Here is a 15,467-nt window from a genome sequence, read left to right as displayed (position 1 = left end):
AGAATGGGGCCCTTCGTGGCCCCATTTTTGTGCCTGACGTTACCCATACCGCGAATAATCCTGCGTCTGCGCCAATGACACGCAGCACCCATTTCGCTGGGCTCAAGTGGCAGTGAGCTGATCGGCCATGAAGCCATCGACAGACTGCTTTTTGTATACACTTATATAAAACGCACCAAATAATTTCATAAAAACGACATTTTGCCCTGTTCCGGTGCGATTGCTTCTTGGTACATTCCGGGAAAAACCAATAAGTCCAATCCTCTTGGTGAGATGTCTACCATGATCGAATCCGTCGACAGTTTCCTCGCACGCCTTCAACAGCGCGACCCAGGCCAGCCCGAATTCCATCAGGCAGTGGAAGAAGTGCTGCGCACACTATGGCCGTTTCTGGAGGCTAACCCTCGCTACCTGCAGTCGGGCATCCTCGAACGCATGGTCGAGCCTGAGCGCGCTGTTCTGTTCCGGGTGTCGTGGGTCGATGACCAGGGCAAGGTCCAGGTCAACCGTGGCTATCGCATCCAGATGAGCAGCGCCATTGGGCCGTACAAAGGTGGCCTGCGTTTCCACCCGTCGGTGAACCTGAGCGTGCTCAAGTTCCTGGCCTTCGAACAGGTATTCAAGAATTCCCTCACCTCGCTGCCGATGGGCGGCGGTAAGGGAGGCTCGGACTTCGACCCCAAAGGCAAGAGCGACGCTGAAGTGATGCGCTTCTGCCAAGCCTTCATGAGCGAGCTGTACCGCCACATTGGCGCCGATTGCGATGTGCCGGCCGGGGATATTGGCGTTGGCGCCCGCGAAATCGGCTTCATGTTCGGCCAGTACAAGCGCCTGGCCAACCAGTTCACCTCGGTGCTGACCGGCAAAGGCATGACCTATGGCGGTAGCCTGATCCGCCCTGAAGCCACAGGCTATGGCTGTGTGTACTTCGCCGAAGAAATGCTCAAGCGCCAGGGCCTGCGTGTCGATGGTCGTCGCGTGGCGATTTCCGGGTCGGGCAATGTTGCCCAATACGCTGCGCGCAAGGTCATGGACTTGGGCGGCAAGGTGATTTCGCTGTCCGACTCCGAGGGTACGCTGTACGCCGAAGGCGGCCTGACCGAAGCCCAATGGGAAGCGGTGATGCAGCTCAAGAACGTCGCACGCGGGCGCATCAGCGAGCTTGCCGAGGCCTTTGGCCTGGAGTTCCGCAAGGGCCAGACGCCCTGGAGCCTGCCATGCGACATCGCGCTGCCGTGTGCCACGCAGAACGAGCTGGATCTCGAAGACGCTCGCACGTTGCTACGCAACGGCTGCATCTGCGTAGCCGAGGGCGCCAACATGCCTACCACGCTGGCAGCGGTAGATTTGTTCATCGATGCCGGCATCCTTTATGCCCCAGGCAAAGCGTCCAACGCCGGTGGGGTGGCCGTATCGGGCCTTGAGATGTCGCAGAACGCCATGCGCCTGCTGTGGACGGCCGGTGAAGTGGACAGCAAGCTACACAACATCATGCAGTCGATTCACCATGCCTGCGTCCATTACGGTGAAGAGGCCGACGGCAAGGTCAACTACGTCAAAGGTGCCAACATTGCAGGTTTCGTGAAAGTCGCCGATGCCATGCTGGCCCAGGGCGTGGTCTGATCAGGGCTGACGGGGCTGGCACACAGCCAGCCCCGTGCATTCAGCTGATTTCAACCACCTCGATCATCTGCTCGCCCAACGGTCGCCGCCATACCACCTCATCCCCGGGCACTGCCCCGAGCAGGGCGCGCCCCAGCGGTGAACCCCAGTTGATCATCCCGCGCCCGGCATCGGCTTCGTCTTCGCCTACCAGCTGCACTTCGTGCGTCTGGTCCTGCTCATCGATGAACCTTACCCGGCTGCCAATCTGCACGCTGCTACGCGATGTGGCCGCCGGCACTACCTGCGCACTCTGTACTCGCGCGTTGAAGTAACGAAGGTCACGCTCGGTATCGGCCAGGCGCTGCTTGTCTGCGCGCTCACCCTGGGCCTGTAGCTCGCTGCGCAATGCATTCAACTCGCTCACGCGCTGTTGCAGCTGGCGCAAGCCATTGGCGGTAACGTAATTGGGCTGGTCGCTGACACGTCGTTCCACAGGCTGGTCGGCCTGGGCGGCGGCTTGGTCTTCGTTGACGAATGCTCGGCTCATGCGATGGCCTCCTCGTAATGCAGACCAGCATGGCAGGCTTGAGGTTTCAGTGGATGTCGGTTTGCGACGCTGCTCAGTCCGCATTCAGCGGCGGTAGGCCCGGGCCGCGCTTTGGTCTTTCTCCTGCTGCCACTGACGGTCGCGCTCGTCCCAGAAACGCTCGTGGTATTGGCGCTGCTCCTCGCTGTTCTGCATCGCCTGGCACTGGCGAAAACCATCGTCCCAGCCGGCTTCATACTGTCGCTCGTGCAGGTAGCGTGGCACGTTCTTGCGAAAGTTGCCGACCATCAGCCCGGCAGCCTGGTGGCCGCTGCTGCAACCGTCCTGATAACCGTCGGCGTAAGCAGGCGGGTAGCCATGCCCGATCATCTGATCGTGGGTAGTTTCGCAAGCCGCCAGTAGCAGCGCGACGCACAAGCCGAAAAGGTACCGCAACATGACCACCTGAACCCTTTGGGAGATACCGCAAAGTCTAGGTGGCGATTTGTCGGGGGGCTGTCAAAACAGTGTCAAAGAGTCGCTGGGTTCACATTGGCAGGCGCCGGGTGTGCTGCCAGTAGGGCGCATGGCGCCCTCATTGGCCTCAATAGTGATACCACTTCAGCTGCAGCATCACTTCGTTCTGCGCCGTCGCCAAATGGCTGAACTGCCGCGAAGCACTCAACCTCAGCCCCAGGTTCTGGCTGATCTCCCACTGCTGGTTCAGGCTGATGCTGCGCCGGACTTCGCCATTGGTGAAGTAATCACCCTTGGCTTCCAAGGTCATGTTGCCCAGGCCGTTGCGCCACAGCAGCCCACCATTGAACCCTGTCGCTGGGGCGATGAACTGGGCGAAGTCGTTGTGGTGCTCCACCCGCACCGTGCCCAGGGCGAAGCCCAGCAGGTCGTCGGCCAGTTGCCAGGTACCACCGGCGCCGCCATTCACATGGCTGACCAGCACCTCATCGTCATGTTTACCAGGCACCCGTTCCAGGCCACCTGCCACCTGCCAGGACCATGGTTTGAGCAGCTCGTTGCGTGGGGTCAGGGAGCGGATGGTGGCAAGATCAAGGCGCTGAACCTGCCAGTCGTTGCCTTCGTACTGGCGCACCTTGAGTTGCAGAATCTCGATCTGTGCACCCAATGGGAAGCCATAGGCGTTGTCATTAAGGTCGTGGTAGGCCATGCGCAGGCCATATTCGGCATAGGCGCGATCCTCACGAGTGCCTACCCCCAATTGCCAGGTACGCGAGTCGTGGCCGTCCTCAGGCAAGCCGGGGCGTTCGATCTGCAGGGGCGGTGGCGGGTTGGTGTTGATCGCTCGCAGCAGCTCGAAGCTGCGCTTGGCCTGCCCAGGGTCTCGCTCCTGCCCATTGGCACGGTAGCGCTCCAAGCGGTAGGCGGCATCCTGCACCAGTGCCTGGCGATCGCGGGGCAGGGCTTTGAAGTCGGGGCTTTGCAGTTGCGTGGTGTCGGCACTGACAGCCAATACCTGACGTTTTTCGGCATGGTCCAGTGGCTCGGCGCGGGCCAGTAATTCACGTTCGCGTGACGGGCGATAAATTTCGCTGGCTACCAGGCCAGATTGCTTCACCGCCTTGACCGTGTCGGTAGGAATGGCAGTGAGGGGGAACTGCGAGGTCAGGTCCAGGCTCGGACGGGCCACTTGCAGCAGCTCCAGTAGGCGGTACGAGCAGTTTTCGTCGAAGAAGAAATAATCGAACTGGATCTGTTTCAGCTCCCAGACATGCTCGACCATGCGCCCGGTTTCCTCCGGGGTCAGGTCCAACTGGTACTCCCACAGGTCGCGGTTCTCAAGGCTGCGGTATTCAGAGAGCTTCTCTTGGTAAGGCATGAGCGCGAACAGGCCCGGGTAACCGCCCATCAGGCCTTTCCAGGCATACAGAATGCTGTTGTCGCTGCCTTCGATATAGGCACCGAAGTTGATCGCGTAGCTCAGCAGCGTGGTGTCGTCGCTGCGGGTGTTGGTCTGGTCGATGCGCAGCAAGGTATGGCCGAACATCGATGAGGGGCTGTTCAGGTAGGCTGCCGGAAAGATCAGCGCCGCACTGTGCGGGTCGATCGACTGGTACCACGTCTTGAATTCCTGACAATCGGGCTGCGGCAGGCCTTGCAGGTCAAGTTGTTCACGCAACCAGCGGGTGCGCGCGGGAAATACGCACTGGGCATGCTTGTCACCGAGGCTGGCGGGGGCATACAGCGCTTGCACGGTGGCTTCCAGCTCCTGGTCCGGGTGATGAGCACCGTCCTTGGCAAGGAAGAAGGCGTCATCGTCCACATAGCTGCGCCAGCCTCCGAGCTTGGCGGTTTCATAGTGGCCCAGGGCAATCCAATACGGGGTGTTGGCCAGTTGCTGAATGCGGTCGGCGTGCACAACGGGCATGGCATGAACAGGCGCGCAGGCTAGCAGCGCGAGGGAAGCGAGGCGTTTGAGCATATGGGGCAACTACTTCTAAACGATGCCGAAAAGGCGAAACCCGCCCCCGAAGGGGCGGGAGTAGCTGCAATCAGGCCTCGGTAGCGTACTTGGCCAGACGTGGGTCGTTCTTCAGAACGGCCAGGGTGTTGGTGTGCACGGTTTCAGCGGTTGCATCGGCGCTGCTGAAGATCTGGTTGAAGTGCTGGTGGGTGACCGAGGCGAAGTAGCCGCGATCTTCAGGAGCGACGCCCAGAACCACGGCATAGGTGGTCAGGGCTTCGCCCTGGCCCATGGCCATGTCTTCGGACAGTTCGTTCATCATGCCATTCATGGCGAACCAGGACTTGCCGCCGTAGGTCAGCGAAGCCTTGGTCGAGCAGCCGTTGGTACCGGAGGTCATGCCGAAGGTGGCGTTACCGGAGGTGCCGTTGGTGGTCGAAGCCAGGAAGTGGGCCGGCGTACCGCGCTGGCCTTCGAACAGCATGTTGCCCCAGCCGCAGTTCGGGCCGCCCGGCGCTTCAGCGAGGGCGTTGAGCGAAACCACGGTGAACAGAGTACCCAGAAGAATCCGTTTCATAGCTTTATTCTCTATTTGTCTTAACCAAGGGTCAGGGTTATCTGGCAACTCGGTTGCCAAGTCGGGAAAGCATTTCACCCACCCGCGCAAGTTGGAGTTTAGGCATGTTCTAAAGGTTGCGTCATTGATTGCGAAAAATTTGCATGGCGTTGCAGCTTCGCCGTTGCGATATAAAGTCCGGCAGAGCCTTGCAACGCGCGCGCTGGCAGCGCCAGAATGCTGAGTATCTGCCCCGCCGAAGTAAGGAAACCCAATGCCCGATCCTGTCGCTGCGCGCCTGCGTCTTGCGCCTGAAGCCCTGACCCGGCGTTTCTCACCCGAGCAGTTTGCCTTTACCAATACCGACGATCTGGAACCGTTTCGCGGAGTCCTGGGCCAAGAACGTGCTGTCGAGGCCCTGCAGTTCGGCGTGGCAATGCCGCGCCCTGGTTATAACGTGTATGTGATGGGCGAGCCCGGGACGGGCCGCTTCTCATTCGTCAAGCGCTACCTCAAGGCCGAAGGCAAGCGCCAGCAAACCCCCAGCGACTGGCTTTACGTCAACCATTTCGATGACACCCGCGAGCCCCGTGCACTGGAGTTGCCTTCGGGCAGCGCGGCCGAGTTCATCAGCGACATGAACGGCTTGATCGATAACCTGCTGGCAACCTTCCCGGCGGTGTTCGAGCACCCTTCCTACCAGCAAAAGAAAGGCGCCATCGACCGCGCCTTCAATCAGCGCTACGACCGCGCGCTGGATGTGATCGAGCGTGCCTCGCTGGAAAAGGACGTGGCCCTGTACCGCGATGCCAGCAATGTCGCCTTCACCCCGATGGCCGATGGCAAGGCGCTGGACGAGGCCGAATTCGCCCAGTTGCCAGAAGACGTTCGCGAGCAGTTTCATGAGGACATTGCCTTGCTGGAGGAGCAGCTCAACGAGGAGCTTGCCAGCCTGCCGCAATGGAAACGTGAGTCGAACAACCAGCTTCGTCAGCTCAACGAAGAAACCATCACCCTGGCGCTGCAACCGCTGCTGGCGCCATTGTCGGAAAAATACGCCGAAAATGCGGCTGTCTGCGCCTACTTGCAGTCCATGCAGCTGAATCTGCTGCGTACCGTGGTCGAGCAGCTGGTTGAGGACAGCAAGACCGACGCGGTTGCGCGCAAGCTGCTCGAAGAGCAGTACGCGCCAAGCCTGGTGGTTGGCCACCACGCCGACGGGGGTGCGCCAGTGGTGTTCGAGCCGCACCCAACCTACGACAACCTGTTCGGCCGCATCGAATACAGCACCGACCAAGGCGCGCTTTATACTTCCTATCGGCAGTTGCGCCCCGGCGCGCTGCACCGCGCAAACGGCGGTTTCCTGATTCTGGAAGCGGAAAAGATGCTCGGCGAGCCGTTCGTCTGGGACGCGCTCAAGCGCGCCTTGCAGTCGCGCAAGCTGAAAATGGAGTCGCCGCTGGGTGAGCTGGGCCGTGTCGCGACAGTCAGCCTGACCCCGCAGATGATTCCTCTGAACATCAAGCTGGTGATCATCGGCTCGCGCCAGTTGTACTACGCGCTGCAGGACCACGACCCGGACTTCCAGGAGATGTTCCGCGTACTGGTCGACTTCGACGAAGACATGCCGATGGTCGACGAGAACCTCGAGCAGTTCGCTCAGCTGCTGCGCACCCGTACCAACGAAGAGGGCATGGCACCGCTGACCAGTGATGCGGTGGCGCGCCTTGCCACCTACAGCGCCCGCCTGGCAGAAAACCAATCGCGCCTGTCGGCGCGTATTGGCGACCTGTTCCAGTTGGTCAGCGAAGCTGATTTCATCCGTCAGTTGGCCAGCGACGAGATGACCGACGCCGGCCACATCGAGCGTGCACTCAAGGCCAAGGCCACCCGTACCGGGCGGGTATCGCAACGGGTGCTCGACGACATGCTGGCCGGCATCATCCTGATCGATACCGAAGGCGCGGCCATCGGCAAGTGCAATGGCTTGACCGTGCTTGAAGTCGGCGACTCGGCCTTCGGCATGCCGGCGCGTATCTCTGCCACGGTCTACCCCGGTGGCAGCGGCATCGTCGACATCGAGCGCGAGGTCAACCTTGGCCAGCCGATTCACTCCAAGGGTGTGATGATCCTTACCGGTTACCTGGGCAGCCGTTATGCCCAGGAATTCCCTCTGGCGATTTCCGCCAGCATCGCCCTGGAGCAGTCCTACGGCTACGTCGATGGCGACAGTGCTTCGCTGGGTGAAGCGTGCACGCTGATCTCGGCCTTGTCGCGCACGCCGCTCAAACAATGCTTTGCCATCACCGGCTCGATCAACCAGTTCGGCGAAGTGCAGGCGGTGGGTGGGGTCAACGAGAAGATTGAGGGCTTCTTCCGTCTTTGCGAGGCCCGTGGCCTGACCGGCGAGCAAGGGGTAATCATCCCGCGCGCCAACGTCGCTACCCTGATGCTCGACGAACGCGTGCTGCAGGCGGTGGAAAACGGCATGTTCCACGTCTATGCCGTGAGCCAGGCTGACGAAGCCCTGAGCCTGCTGGTGGGCGAGGAGGCCGGGGTTCTCGATGACAAGGGCCAGTTCACCGAGGGCAGCGTGAATGCCAGGGTTGTCGAGCGCCTGCGGGAGATTGCCGAGATGATCGGTGAGGAGGAAATCGAGCGTGCAGAGAAAGAGCGCTTGGAAGAGGTAATCGCTCAAGCCAAACCGGCTTGAGTCAATAAACCGGCGCTAGCGGCCATGTGCTACCGTTCAGCGCCGGTTTTCCATCTTTTCGTGCTGTTCTTCTATGCTGGAACTTAAGGACAGTATCAGGGTTCAGGATGGAAACAGCCCGGGTGTTCCGGGCTGAACAGGGTTCATTGGAGGGGACGCGGCCATGCGCAACCTCAGCCTTACTCGCCAGTGCCTTGGCCTGGTGACCCGTATCGAATGCAGCATTCGCCCATTGGCCGGTGACAACGGTATGTGGACCTTGCTGTTTGCCGCCGGCATGGCCGGTGAACAACCCTCGGCGATAAAAGCCCAAGGCCCCTTCCATGGGCCGATGGTGGCCGAGTCCGTGCTCAACGCCATTCTCGACAGCCTGACTTTGCACGGGTATCAGGTGGCCGATGATCCACAGATCTGGTGCCTGCACTTGCAGGCACAGCTGCGGCGTATCAACGGTGAGCGCTGCCGCAACCTGGGGGACTATCAGTTCCATCCTGAAACCTGAGCCCACACATTCAGTAGCGCGGCACCATGCCGCAGGCTTTTGCTGTCACAGGTGGCTGGCTATACTCGCGCTCGTTTTTCAGTCACCTGACGAGTCCCAAACCCTCATGGAACGTTTTCTCGAGAACGCGATGTACGCCTCCCGTTGGCTGCTCGCTCCCATCTACTTCGGCCTGTCCCTCGGCTTGCTTGCCTTGGCGCTGAAGTTCTTCCAGGAAGTTGTCCACGTCCTGCCTAACGTCTTCGCGCTCAGCGAAGCCGACCTGATTCTGGTCATCCTGTCGCTGATCGACATGTCGCTGGTTGGCGGTCTGCTGGTGATGGTGATGATCTCCGGTTACGAAAACTTCGTCTCGCAGCTGGACATCGACGAGAGCAAGGAGAAGCTCAACTGGCTGGGCAAGATGGACTCTTCGTCGCTGAAGATGAAAGTGGCTGCATCGATCGTGGCGATTTCATCCATTCACCTGCTACGGGTGTTCATGGACGCGCAGAACATCTCTACCGAGTACCTGATGTGGTACGTGATCATCCACATGACCTTCGTGGTTTCGGCCTTCTGCATGGGCTACCTGGATAAGCTGACCAAGCACTGATCGCCCCGCTGGGGCGAGCGCTGGTTTCAATTAACGAGCGGCGCTAGCAGTGTGCTAGGCTGCTCGCCCTTTTCATCACGGGCGCGGCTGCATGGCGCCCTGCAGTGGAGCACGACAATGTCCGAACTCAACCTGTCCACCGACGAAACCCGCGTCAGCTACGGCATTGGCCGTCAGCTGGGCGGCCAACTGCGCGACAACCCACCACCAGGCGTCAGCCTGGAAGCCATCCTGGCCGGCCTGACCGACGCCTTCAACGGCGCCGACAGCCGTGTCAGCGAGGCCGACCTGTCGGCCAGCTTCAAGGTCATCCGCGAGGTGATGCAAGCAGAAGCTGCTGCCAAAGCCGAAGCCGCCGCTGCTGCTGGCAAGCAATTCCTGGTCGAGAACGCCAAGCGTGACGGCGTCACCACCCTGGCTTCGGGCCTGCAGTTCGAAGTGCTGACCGCAGGTGATGGCGCCAAGCCGACCCGCGAAAGCAACGTGCGCACCCACTACCACGGCACCCTGATCGACGGCACCGTCTTCGACAGCTCCTACGACCGTGGCCAGCCGGCAGAATTTCCGGTTGGTGGCGTGATCGCTGGCTGGACCGAAGCCTTGCAGCTGATGAACGCCGGCAGCAAATGGCGCCTGTACGTGCCGAGCGAACTGGCCTACGGCGCCCAAGGCGTTGGTGGCATTCCCCCGCACAGTACTCTGGTGTTCGACGTCGAGCTGCTCGACGTTCTGTAATGCCGCTGAGGCCGGCGCTGCCGGCCTCAATTCCAGTCTGTTCCCCCTGGGCGCAAGGCCCGCGCGTAGCAGAACAGGAACAAATTGCGCACCAGCTCCTTGAGCACCATCGGCTCGCTAGAATTGAGCCCGCACAAGTCCAGATCACCCTGGTCACGCAGCTCGTCCAAGGCGTCTTCTTCAAGCATTGCGCAGACCTCACCGGTTTCGCGATGAAGAATGCGCAGGTAGGGGTGGGGACGATCCAGCCAGGCGTCTATCAGATAAGTCATGGCTATTCTCCTTGAAAATGACTCCAATGAGAATAATTCCTATTATCAGAATAGCAAGCGCCAATTGGCGGATTTTGTAATCAGACCTTGCGCACGAATTCCGACTTCAGCTTCATTGCGCCGATGCCATCGATCTTGCAGTCGATGTCGTGGTCGCCATCGCACAGGCGGATGTTCTTGACCTTGGTACCAACCTTGACCACCAGGGACGACCCTTTGACCTTGAGGTCCTTGATCACAGTAACGGTATCGCCGTCCTGCAGAACGTTGCCGACCGAGTCCTTCTTCACCACGTCATCGCTTGCGGCTTCAGCTTCGCCGCTGGCGGACCATTCGTGTGCGCACTCGGGGCAGATCAGCTGGGTGCCATCCTCGTAGGTGTATTCGGAGTTGCATTTGGGGCAGGGCGGCAAGGTGCTCACTTCGTATCCTTAAACAGACGGGGTTAAAAGCCCACATTGTATAAGGTTTTGCGCGAGAAATGTTTTGCCCGTACAAAAGCTTCGCGGGTGAACCCGCTCCCACGTTTTGTGTGGGGGCAGGTTCACCCGCGAAGAGGACGGCTAGGGCTGTCAGTGCGTGCGGGCGACCGCGAACTCGCTCAGTTCGACCAGCGCATCCCGGTATTGGCTGGCCGGCAGCACTTCCAGGCAGGCGATGGCGCGCTTGACATAGTCGCGCGCAAGCTCGGCGGTGTACTTCAGTGCGCCCGAGGCTTCGACGGCCTCGCGAATCTGCTCCAGGTCTTCCAGGCCACCTTTTTGGATCGCTTTGCGCACCAACGCAGCCTGCTCCGGTGTGCCCTCGCGCATGGTGTAGATCAGCGGCAGGGTCGGCTTGCCTTCGGCCAGGTCGTCGCCGACGTTCTTGCCCAGGGCTTGGGCATCGCCTTCGTAGTCCAACAGGTCGTCGACCAGCTGGAACGCCACGCCCAAGTGGTCACCGAAGGTGCGCAGGGCCTCGCGCTGGGCCTGGTCAGCACCGGCCAGTGCCGCAGCGCTGTGGGTCGAGGCTTCGAACAGCATCGCGGTCTTGCCACGGATGACGTCCATGTAGACCTCTTCCGTGGTGCTGGCATCGCGCACCCGCGACAGCTGCAATACTTCGCCCTCGGCGATCACGCGGGTGGCCTTGGACAAGATCTGCATGACCGGCATCGAGCCCAGTTCGACCATCATTTCGAACGAGCGCGAGTAGAGGAAGTCGCCCACCAGCACGCTCGGCGCGTTGCCCCACAGCGCGTTGGCGGTGGAGCGGCCGCGGCGCATGCCTGACATGTCGACCACATCGTCGTGCAGCAGGGTGGCGGTATGCAGGAACTCGATGGTCGCCGCCAGCAGCCGCAGGTCGTCGCCTTCGCGGCCCAGCGCCTTGCCGCATAGCAGCACCAGCAACGGACGCAAGCGCTTGCCGCCAGCCGACGTGATATAGTCGCCGATCTTCGATACCAGCGGCACGCGCGAGGTCAGCTGCTTCTTGATGATCTCGTCGACGGCGCTGAAATCGTCAGCTACCGCGCGGTAGAAGGTTTGGGGTTGCATCGGCTGCTCCAGTGAGGTTGCGCGGCATGCTAGGTCGCAGGCCCCGGTGTGTCAAGGCGCGGTGCCCGCAGACCGGGGGCGGGACTTGCAAGCAAAAGCACGGTTGCGTACAATCGCGCACCCTAACTTCCTGGGCAGCACCTGCCTTACGCAATTGCACAGGGCCGTTCCAGCCCCATGCAGCCATGCCAGCCAATACTCATCATATAAAGCGCTGGGTGAGCAGGATTATCGGAGAAATACCATGTCTTACGCAGTAATCGTTACCGGCGGCAAGCAGTACAAAGTCGCTGAAGGTGAATTCCTCAAGGTCGAAAAACTGGAAGTCGCCACTGGCGAATCCGTGACTTTCGATCGCGTTCTGCTGGTTGCCAACGGTGAAGAAGTCACCATCGGTGCACCAGTCGTCGCCGGCGCTAAAGTGGTTGCCGAAGTCGTTTCGCAAGGCCGTCACGACAAGGTTCGCATCATCAAGTTCCGTCGTCGTAAGCACCACATGAAGCGTATGGGCCACCGCCAGTGGTTCACCGAGATCAAAATCACCGGTATCCAGGCTTAATCGCCCGGTTCCCCTGAATTTATTGGAGAATTGAACCATGGCTCACAAGAAGGCTGGTGGTAGTACTCGTAACGGTCGCGACTCAGAATCGAAACGCCTTGGCGTGAAGATGTATGGCGGCCAGGTTATCAAGCCAGGCAACATCATCGTCCGTCAGCGCGGCACCGAATTCCACGCTGGCTACGGCGTTGGCATGGGCAAGGACCACACCTTGTTCGCCAAGATCGAAGGCGTGATCAAGTTCGAGAAGAAAGGCGAGTTCATGCGCCGTTACGTGAGCATCGTCGCCGCTTAATCGCGACGTCGCTCCAGAAGCCCCGTCATGCGACGGGGCTTTTTCGTTTGTGGTGAGCCTCTTGCAAAGCTGTTTGTATGGGCTGCCGGCGTGGGTTTCTACGGTCGTACGGGGCCGCCGCGCTCATTTTTGCAAGAGCCTCAGGTTTTTTAGGTATTCAACTCGCCTGTCGGCGAGAGGCGGTTTTCAATGAAGTTTGTTGACGAAGTATCCATTCGGGTCAAGGCCGGTGATGGCGGTAACGGTTGCATGAGCTTCCGCCGCGAAAAGTTCATCGAGAACGGCGGTCCCAACGGTGGTGACGGCGGTGATGGGGGCTCGGTCTATATGGTGGCCGACGAAAACCTCAACACCCTGGTCGACTACCGCTACACCCGTCACCACGAAGCCCAGCGCGGCTCCAACGGCGGCAGCACCGACTGCACCGGCAAGAAGGGTGATGACCTGTTCCTGCGGGTACCGGTCGGCACCACCGTGATCGACGCTTCCACCCAGGAAGTCATCGGTGACCTGGTAACCCCAGGGCAGAAGCTGATGGTCGCCCAAGGCGGCTGGCACGGCCTTGGCAACACCCGTTTCAAGTCCAGTACCAACCGTGCGCCACGTCAGACCACGCCGGGTAAGCCGGGTGACCAGCGCGACCTGAAGATGGAGCTGAAAGTACTGGCCGATGTCGGCTTGCTGGGCCTGCCGAACGCCGGCAAGAGCACCTTCATCCGTTCTGTGTCGGCTGCCAAGCCGAAAGTCGCCGACTACCCGTTCACCACCCTGGTGCCGAACCTGGGTGTGGTCAGCGTCGATCGCTGGAAGAGCTTCGTCATCGCCGATATTCCCGGCCTGATCGAAGGCGCCTCCGACGGTGCTGGCCTGGGTATTCGCTTCCTCAAGCACCTGGCGCGTACCCGTGTGCTGCTGCACCTGGTCGACCTGGCACCACTGGACGGCAGCAGCCCGGCCGATGCCGCCGAAGTCATCATCAACGAGCTGACCCGCTTCAGCCCGTCGTTGACCGACCGTGAGCGCTGGCTGGTACTGAACAAGTCGGACATGCTGATGGACGACGAGCGCGACGAGCGTGTCAAGGAAGTGGTCGAGCGCCTGCAGTGGGAAGGTCCGGTGTACGTGATCTCGGCCATCTCCAAGCAGGGCACCGAGCAACTTAGCCATGACCTGATGCGCTACCTGGAAGACCGCGCCGACCGCCTGGCCAATGACCCGGCCTATGCCGAAGAGTTGGCCGAGCTGGACCAGCGTATCGAAGACGAAGCCCGTGCCCAGCTGCAGGCGCTGGACGACGCCCGCACCTTGCGCCGTACCGGCGTCAAGAGCGTGCACGACATCGGTGACGACGACGCCTGGGACGATGATTTCGAGGACGACGAAGACGGCCCGGAAATCATTTACGTGCGCGACTGATTGGTTGCAGTACACTAAACGCCGCTCTGATGAGCGGCGTTTTTGTATCCACGGTATCTACAGATTCGACATAGGTTGGAAGAAGATGCGAAGCAAGGTGACAGGCGCCAAGCGCTGGGTCGTGAAGATTGGCAGTGCCCTGCTGACCGCCGATGGCAAGGGCCTGGACCGCGGCGCCATGGCCGTGTGGGTCGAGCAGATGGTCGCGCTGCGTGAAGCAGGCGTTGAGTTGGTACTGGTCTCCTCCGGAGCCGTGGCCGCCGGCATGAGCCAGCTGGGCTGGACTTCGCGACCCAGTGCCATGAACGAGCTGCAGGCCGCTGCGTCGATCGGCCAGATGCGCCTGGTGCAGGCCTGGGAGTCGAGCTTTGGCGAGCATGGCAAGCACACCGCGCAAATTCTTCTGACCCACGACGACCTGTCCGACCGCAAGCGTTACCTCAATGCCCGTAGCACACTGCGGACCTTGGTCGACCTGGGCGTGGTACCGGTGATCAACGAGAACGATACCGTGGTCACCGACGAGATCCGCTTCGGGGATAACGACACCCTGGCGGCCCTGGTGGCTAACCTCGTAGAAGCCGATCTGCTGGTGATTCTCACCGACCGCGACGGCATGTTCGATGCCGACCCGCGCAACAACCCCGAAGCGCAATTGATTTACGAAGCCCGCGCCGATGACCCATCGCTCGATGCCGTGGCTGGCGGCACCGGGGGTGCGCTGGGCCGTGGTGGTATGCAGACCAAGCTGCGAGCGGCGCGGCTGGCGGCCCGTTCAGGTGCACACACCATCATCATCGGTGGCCGCATCGAGCGCGTGCTGGACCGTCTGAAAGCTGGTGAACGCCTGGGGACATTGTTGTCGCCTGAGCGCGGCATGCTGGCTGCGCGCAAGCAGTGGCTGGCTGGCCACCTGCAAACCCGCGGCACCCTGGTGCTCGACGCTGGCGCTGTGCAGGCGCTGCGTGGGGCGAACAAGAGCCTGCTGCCGGTGGGTGTGAAAACCGTGCAGGGCAGCTTCCGCCGTGGCGAGATGGTGATCTGCGTCGGCCCCGATGGCGCCGAAGTGGCCCGTGGCCTGGCCAACTACAGTGCCCTGGAGGCACAGAAGATCATCGGTCAGCCGTCCGATCATATCGAGGCCGTGCTGGGCTATATCGCCGAGCCGGAATTGGTCCACCGCGACAACCTGGTGCTGGTATGAAAACGTTCAAGCGAGTACTTGCCCTGGCAGCTCTTGCCCTGCCGATGCTGGCCGGCGCTGAAGAGATCGGCCAGGTATCGACCGTGTTCAAGTTCCTTGGGCCCAACGACCGTATCGTGGTCGAGGCCTTCGACGACCCCAAAGTCGAGGGTGTGACCTGCTACCTGTCGCGTGCCAAGACCGGTGGCGTGAAGGGCGGGCTGGGCCTGGCCGAAGACCGCGCGGAGGCCTCGATTGCCTGCCGGCAGGTTGGGCCGATCAGTTTCAAGGGTGAACTCAAAGATGGCGACGAAGTGTTCAAGGAGCGCACTTCGCTGGTGTTCAAGACCATGCAGGTGGTGCGCTTTCTCGACAAGAAGCGCAACACGTTGGTGTACCTGGTATACAGCGACCGCATGATCGAGGGCAGCCCGCAGAACGCGGTGACGGCGATCCCGATTCTGCCCTGGGCTCAGTGATCTCAGAGATAAGGCCGCTGGCCTCGATTCGCGGGTAAAATCCGCTCCCA

At 61.0% G+C, this 15,467-nt stretch carries 17 protein-coding genes; 10 read left to right on the top strand and 7 right to left on the bottom strand.

The window, feature by feature from the left end; translation table 11 throughout:
- The first annotated feature begins 282 nt into the window (after positions 1-282).
- Positions 283-1,623 carry an NADP-specific glutamate dehydrogenase gene (gene gdhA, locus HU725_RS19550; protein WP_186478239.1) on the top strand — a complete coding sequence of 447 codons (1,341 nt, stop codon included), beginning with the start codon at positions 283-285 and terminating at the stop codon, positions 1,621-1,623.
- A 40-nt stretch (positions 1,624-1,663) separates the two neighbouring features.
- On the opposite strand, the gene HU725_RS19545 is transcribed toward gdhA, so the two are convergent.
- The 4 genes from HU725_RS19545 to HU725_RS19530 form a co-directional block, all read right to left on the bottom strand.
- Positions 1,664-2,152 (bottom strand): GreA/GreB family elongation factor, encoded by a 489-nt coding sequence (locus tag HU725_RS19545; RefSeq protein ID WP_186478240.1) that lies wholly within the window; start codon positions 2,150-2,152, stop codon positions 1,664-1,666.
- Between the two features lie 84 nt (positions 2,153-2,236).
- Positions 2,237-2,590, bottom strand: a complete 354-nt coding sequence (locus HU725_RS19540) for a hypothetical protein (RefSeq protein WP_186478241.1) — start codon at positions 2,588-2,590, stop codon at positions 2,237-2,239.
- Between the two features lie 145 nt (positions 2,591-2,735).
- The gene (locus HU725_RS19535; protein ID WP_186478242.1) at positions 2,736-4,589 is read right to left on the bottom strand and encodes an Lnb N-terminal periplasmic domain-containing protein; all 1,854 of its coding nucleotides are present in this window, start codon (positions 4,587-4,589) and stop codon (positions 2,736-2,738) included.
- Between the two features lie 70 nt (positions 4,590-4,659).
- Complete coding sequence (locus HU725_RS19530; RefSeq protein WP_060477502.1) at positions 4,660-5,148, bottom strand: DUF3015 domain-containing protein; 489 nt, start codon at positions 5,146-5,148, stop codon at positions 4,660-4,662.
- Positions 5,149-5,401: 253 nt separating this feature from the next.
- Between HU725_RS19530 and HU725_RS19525 the strand changes: the two genes are divergently transcribed.
- From HU725_RS19525 to bamJ, 4 genes are all read left to right on the top strand, one after another.
- A complete protein-coding gene (locus tag HU725_RS19525; protein WP_060477503.1) occupies positions 5,402-7,840 on the top strand; it encodes a Lon protease family protein in 2,439 nt (812 codons plus the stop codon).
- A 163-nt stretch (positions 7,841-8,003) separates the two neighbouring features.
- Positions 8,004-8,342 (top strand): PA4575 family protein, encoded by a 339-nt coding sequence (locus HU725_RS19520; protein WP_060477504.1) that lies wholly within the window; start codon positions 8,004-8,006, stop codon positions 8,340-8,342.
- Positions 8,343-8,448: 106 nt separating this feature from the next.
- Positions 8,449-8,937: a TIGR00645 family protein gene (locus HU725_RS19515; RefSeq protein WP_060477505.1), complete on the top strand. Its 489-nt coding sequence runs from the start codon at positions 8,449-8,451 to the stop codon at positions 8,935-8,937.
- A 117-nt stretch (positions 8,938-9,054) separates the two neighbouring features.
- Complete coding sequence (bamJ, locus tag HU725_RS19510) at positions 9,055-9,672, top strand: BamJ family beta-barrel-assembly machinery protein (RefSeq protein ID WP_060477506.1); 618 nt, start codon at positions 9,055-9,057, stop codon at positions 9,670-9,672.
- Positions 9,673-9,698: 26 nt separating this feature from the next.
- Here the strand turns inward: bamJ and HU725_RS19505 are convergent, their stop codons facing one another.
- The 3 genes from HU725_RS19505 to HU725_RS19495 form a co-directional block, all read right to left on the bottom strand.
- The gene (locus HU725_RS19505) at positions 9,699-9,944 is read right to left on the bottom strand and encodes a PA4570 family protein (RefSeq protein ID WP_060477507.1); all 246 of its coding nucleotides are present in this window, start codon (positions 9,942-9,944) and stop codon (positions 9,699-9,701) included.
- 80 nt (positions 9,945-10,024) lie between these two features.
- Positions 10,025-10,366, bottom strand: coding sequence for a zinc ribbon domain-containing protein YjdM (locus HU725_RS19500; RefSeq protein ID WP_023382397.1), 342 nt, complete (start codon positions 10,364-10,366; stop codon positions 10,025-10,027).
- Positions 10,367-10,516: 150 nt separating this feature from the next.
- Positions 10,517-11,485 carry a polyprenyl synthetase family protein gene (locus HU725_RS19495; RefSeq protein ID WP_186478243.1) on the bottom strand — a complete coding sequence of 323 codons (969 nt, stop codon included), beginning with the start codon at positions 11,483-11,485 and terminating at the stop codon, positions 10,517-10,519.
- A 244-nt stretch (positions 11,486-11,729) separates the two neighbouring features.
- On the opposite strand from HU725_RS19495, the gene rplU reads away from it, so the two are divergent.
- From rplU to HU725_RS19470, 5 genes are all read left to right on the top strand, one after another.
- On the top strand, positions 11,730-12,044 hold the full coding sequence (rplU, locus tag HU725_RS19490) for a 50S ribosomal protein L21 (RefSeq protein ID WP_023533254.1): 315 nt from the start codon (positions 11,730-11,732) through the stop codon (positions 12,042-12,044).
- Between the two features lie 37 nt (positions 12,045-12,081).
- Complete coding sequence (rpmA, locus tag HU725_RS19485) at positions 12,082-12,339, top strand: 50S ribosomal protein L27 (RefSeq protein ID WP_003247464.1); 258 nt, start codon at positions 12,082-12,084, stop codon at positions 12,337-12,339.
- Positions 12,340-12,528: 189 nt separating this feature from the next.
- A complete protein-coding gene (gene cgtA, locus HU725_RS19480) occupies positions 12,529-13,755 on the top strand; it encodes an Obg family GTPase CgtA (protein ID WP_186478244.1) in 1,227 nt (408 codons plus the stop codon).
- Positions 13,756-13,840: 85 nt separating this feature from the next.
- Entirely contained in the window at positions 13,841-14,959 is a 1,119-nt protein-coding gene (gene proB, locus HU725_RS19475; RefSeq protein WP_060477510.1) for a glutamate 5-kinase, read from the top strand.
- Positions 14,956-15,417: a CreA family protein gene (locus HU725_RS19470; RefSeq protein ID WP_060477511.1), complete on the top strand. Its 462-nt coding sequence runs from the start codon at positions 14,956-14,958 to the stop codon at positions 15,415-15,417. The genes proB and HU725_RS19470 overlap by 4 nt, the downstream gene beginning before the upstream one ends.
- Positions 15,418-15,467: the final 50 nt, after the last annotated feature.

Origin of the sequence: Pseudomonas promysalinigenes, assembly GCF_014269025.2 — a bacterium.
GTDB classification, from domain to species: Bacteria; Pseudomonadota; Gammaproteobacteria; order Pseudomonadales; family Pseudomonadaceae; genus Aquipseudomonas; species Aquipseudomonas promysalinigenes.
Note: the sequence above shows the minus strand (reverse complement) of the source record. Positions and strands in the feature narration are given on the sequence as shown.

Excerpts from the sequence above, each read along its gene's own strand:
- HU725_RS19495 (WP_186478243.1), bottom strand. The coding sequence starts at position 11,485 with ATGCAACCCCAAACCTTCTACCGCGCGGTAGCTGACGATTTCAGCGCC.
- HU725_RS19535 (WP_186478242.1), bottom strand. The coding sequence starts at position 4,589 with ATGCTCAAACGCCTCGCTTCCCTCGCGCTGCTAGCCTGCGCGCCTGTT.
- HU725_RS19545 (WP_186478240.1), bottom strand. The coding sequence starts at position 2,152 with ATGAGCCGAGCATTCGTCAACGAAGACCAAGCCGCCGCCCAGGCCGAC.
- rplU (WP_023533254.1), top strand. The coding sequence starts at position 11,730 with ATGTCTTACGCAGTAATCGTTACCGGCGGCAAGCAGTACAAAGTCGCT.
- HU725_RS19530 (WP_060477502.1), bottom strand. The coding sequence starts at position 5,148 with ATGAAACGGATTCTTCTGGGTACTCTGTTCACCGTGGTTTCGCTCAAC.
- proB (WP_060477510.1), top strand. The coding sequence starts at position 13,841 with ATGCGAAGCAAGGTGACAGGCGCCAAGCGCTGGGTCGTGAAGATTGGC.
- HU725_RS19525 (WP_060477503.1), top strand. The coding sequence starts at position 5,402 with ATGCCCGATCCTGTCGCTGCGCGCCTGCGTCTTGCGCCTGAAGCCCTG.
- bamJ (WP_060477506.1), top strand. The coding sequence starts at position 9,055 with ATGTCCGAACTCAACCTGTCCACCGACGAAACCCGCGTCAGCTACGGC.
- HU725_RS19505 (WP_060477507.1), bottom strand. The coding sequence starts at position 9,944 with ATGACTTATCTGATAGACGCCTGGCTGGATCGTCCCCACCCCTACCTG.
- rpmA (WP_003247464.1), top strand. The coding sequence starts at position 12,082 with ATGGCTCACAAGAAGGCTGGTGGTAGTACTCGTAACGGTCGCGACTCA.
- HU725_RS19470 (WP_060477511.1), top strand. The coding sequence starts at position 14,956 with ATGAAAACGTTCAAGCGAGTACTTGCCCTGGCAGCTCTTGCCCTGCCG.
- cgtA (WP_186478244.1), top strand. The coding sequence starts at position 12,529 with ATGAAGTTTGTTGACGAAGTATCCATTCGGGTCAAGGCCGGTGATGGC.
- HU725_RS19520 (WP_060477504.1), top strand. The coding sequence starts at position 8,004 with ATGCGCAACCTCAGCCTTACTCGCCAGTGCCTTGGCCTGGTGACCCGT.
- HU725_RS19515 (WP_060477505.1), top strand. The coding sequence starts at position 8,449 with ATGGAACGTTTTCTCGAGAACGCGATGTACGCCTCCCGTTGGCTGCTC.
- HU725_RS19540 (WP_186478241.1), bottom strand. The coding sequence starts at position 2,590 with ATGTTGCGGTACCTTTTCGGCTTGTGCGTCGCGCTGCTACTGGCGGCT.
- gdhA (WP_186478239.1), top strand. The coding sequence starts at position 283 with ATGATCGAATCCGTCGACAGTTTCCTCGCACGCCTTCAACAGCGCGAC.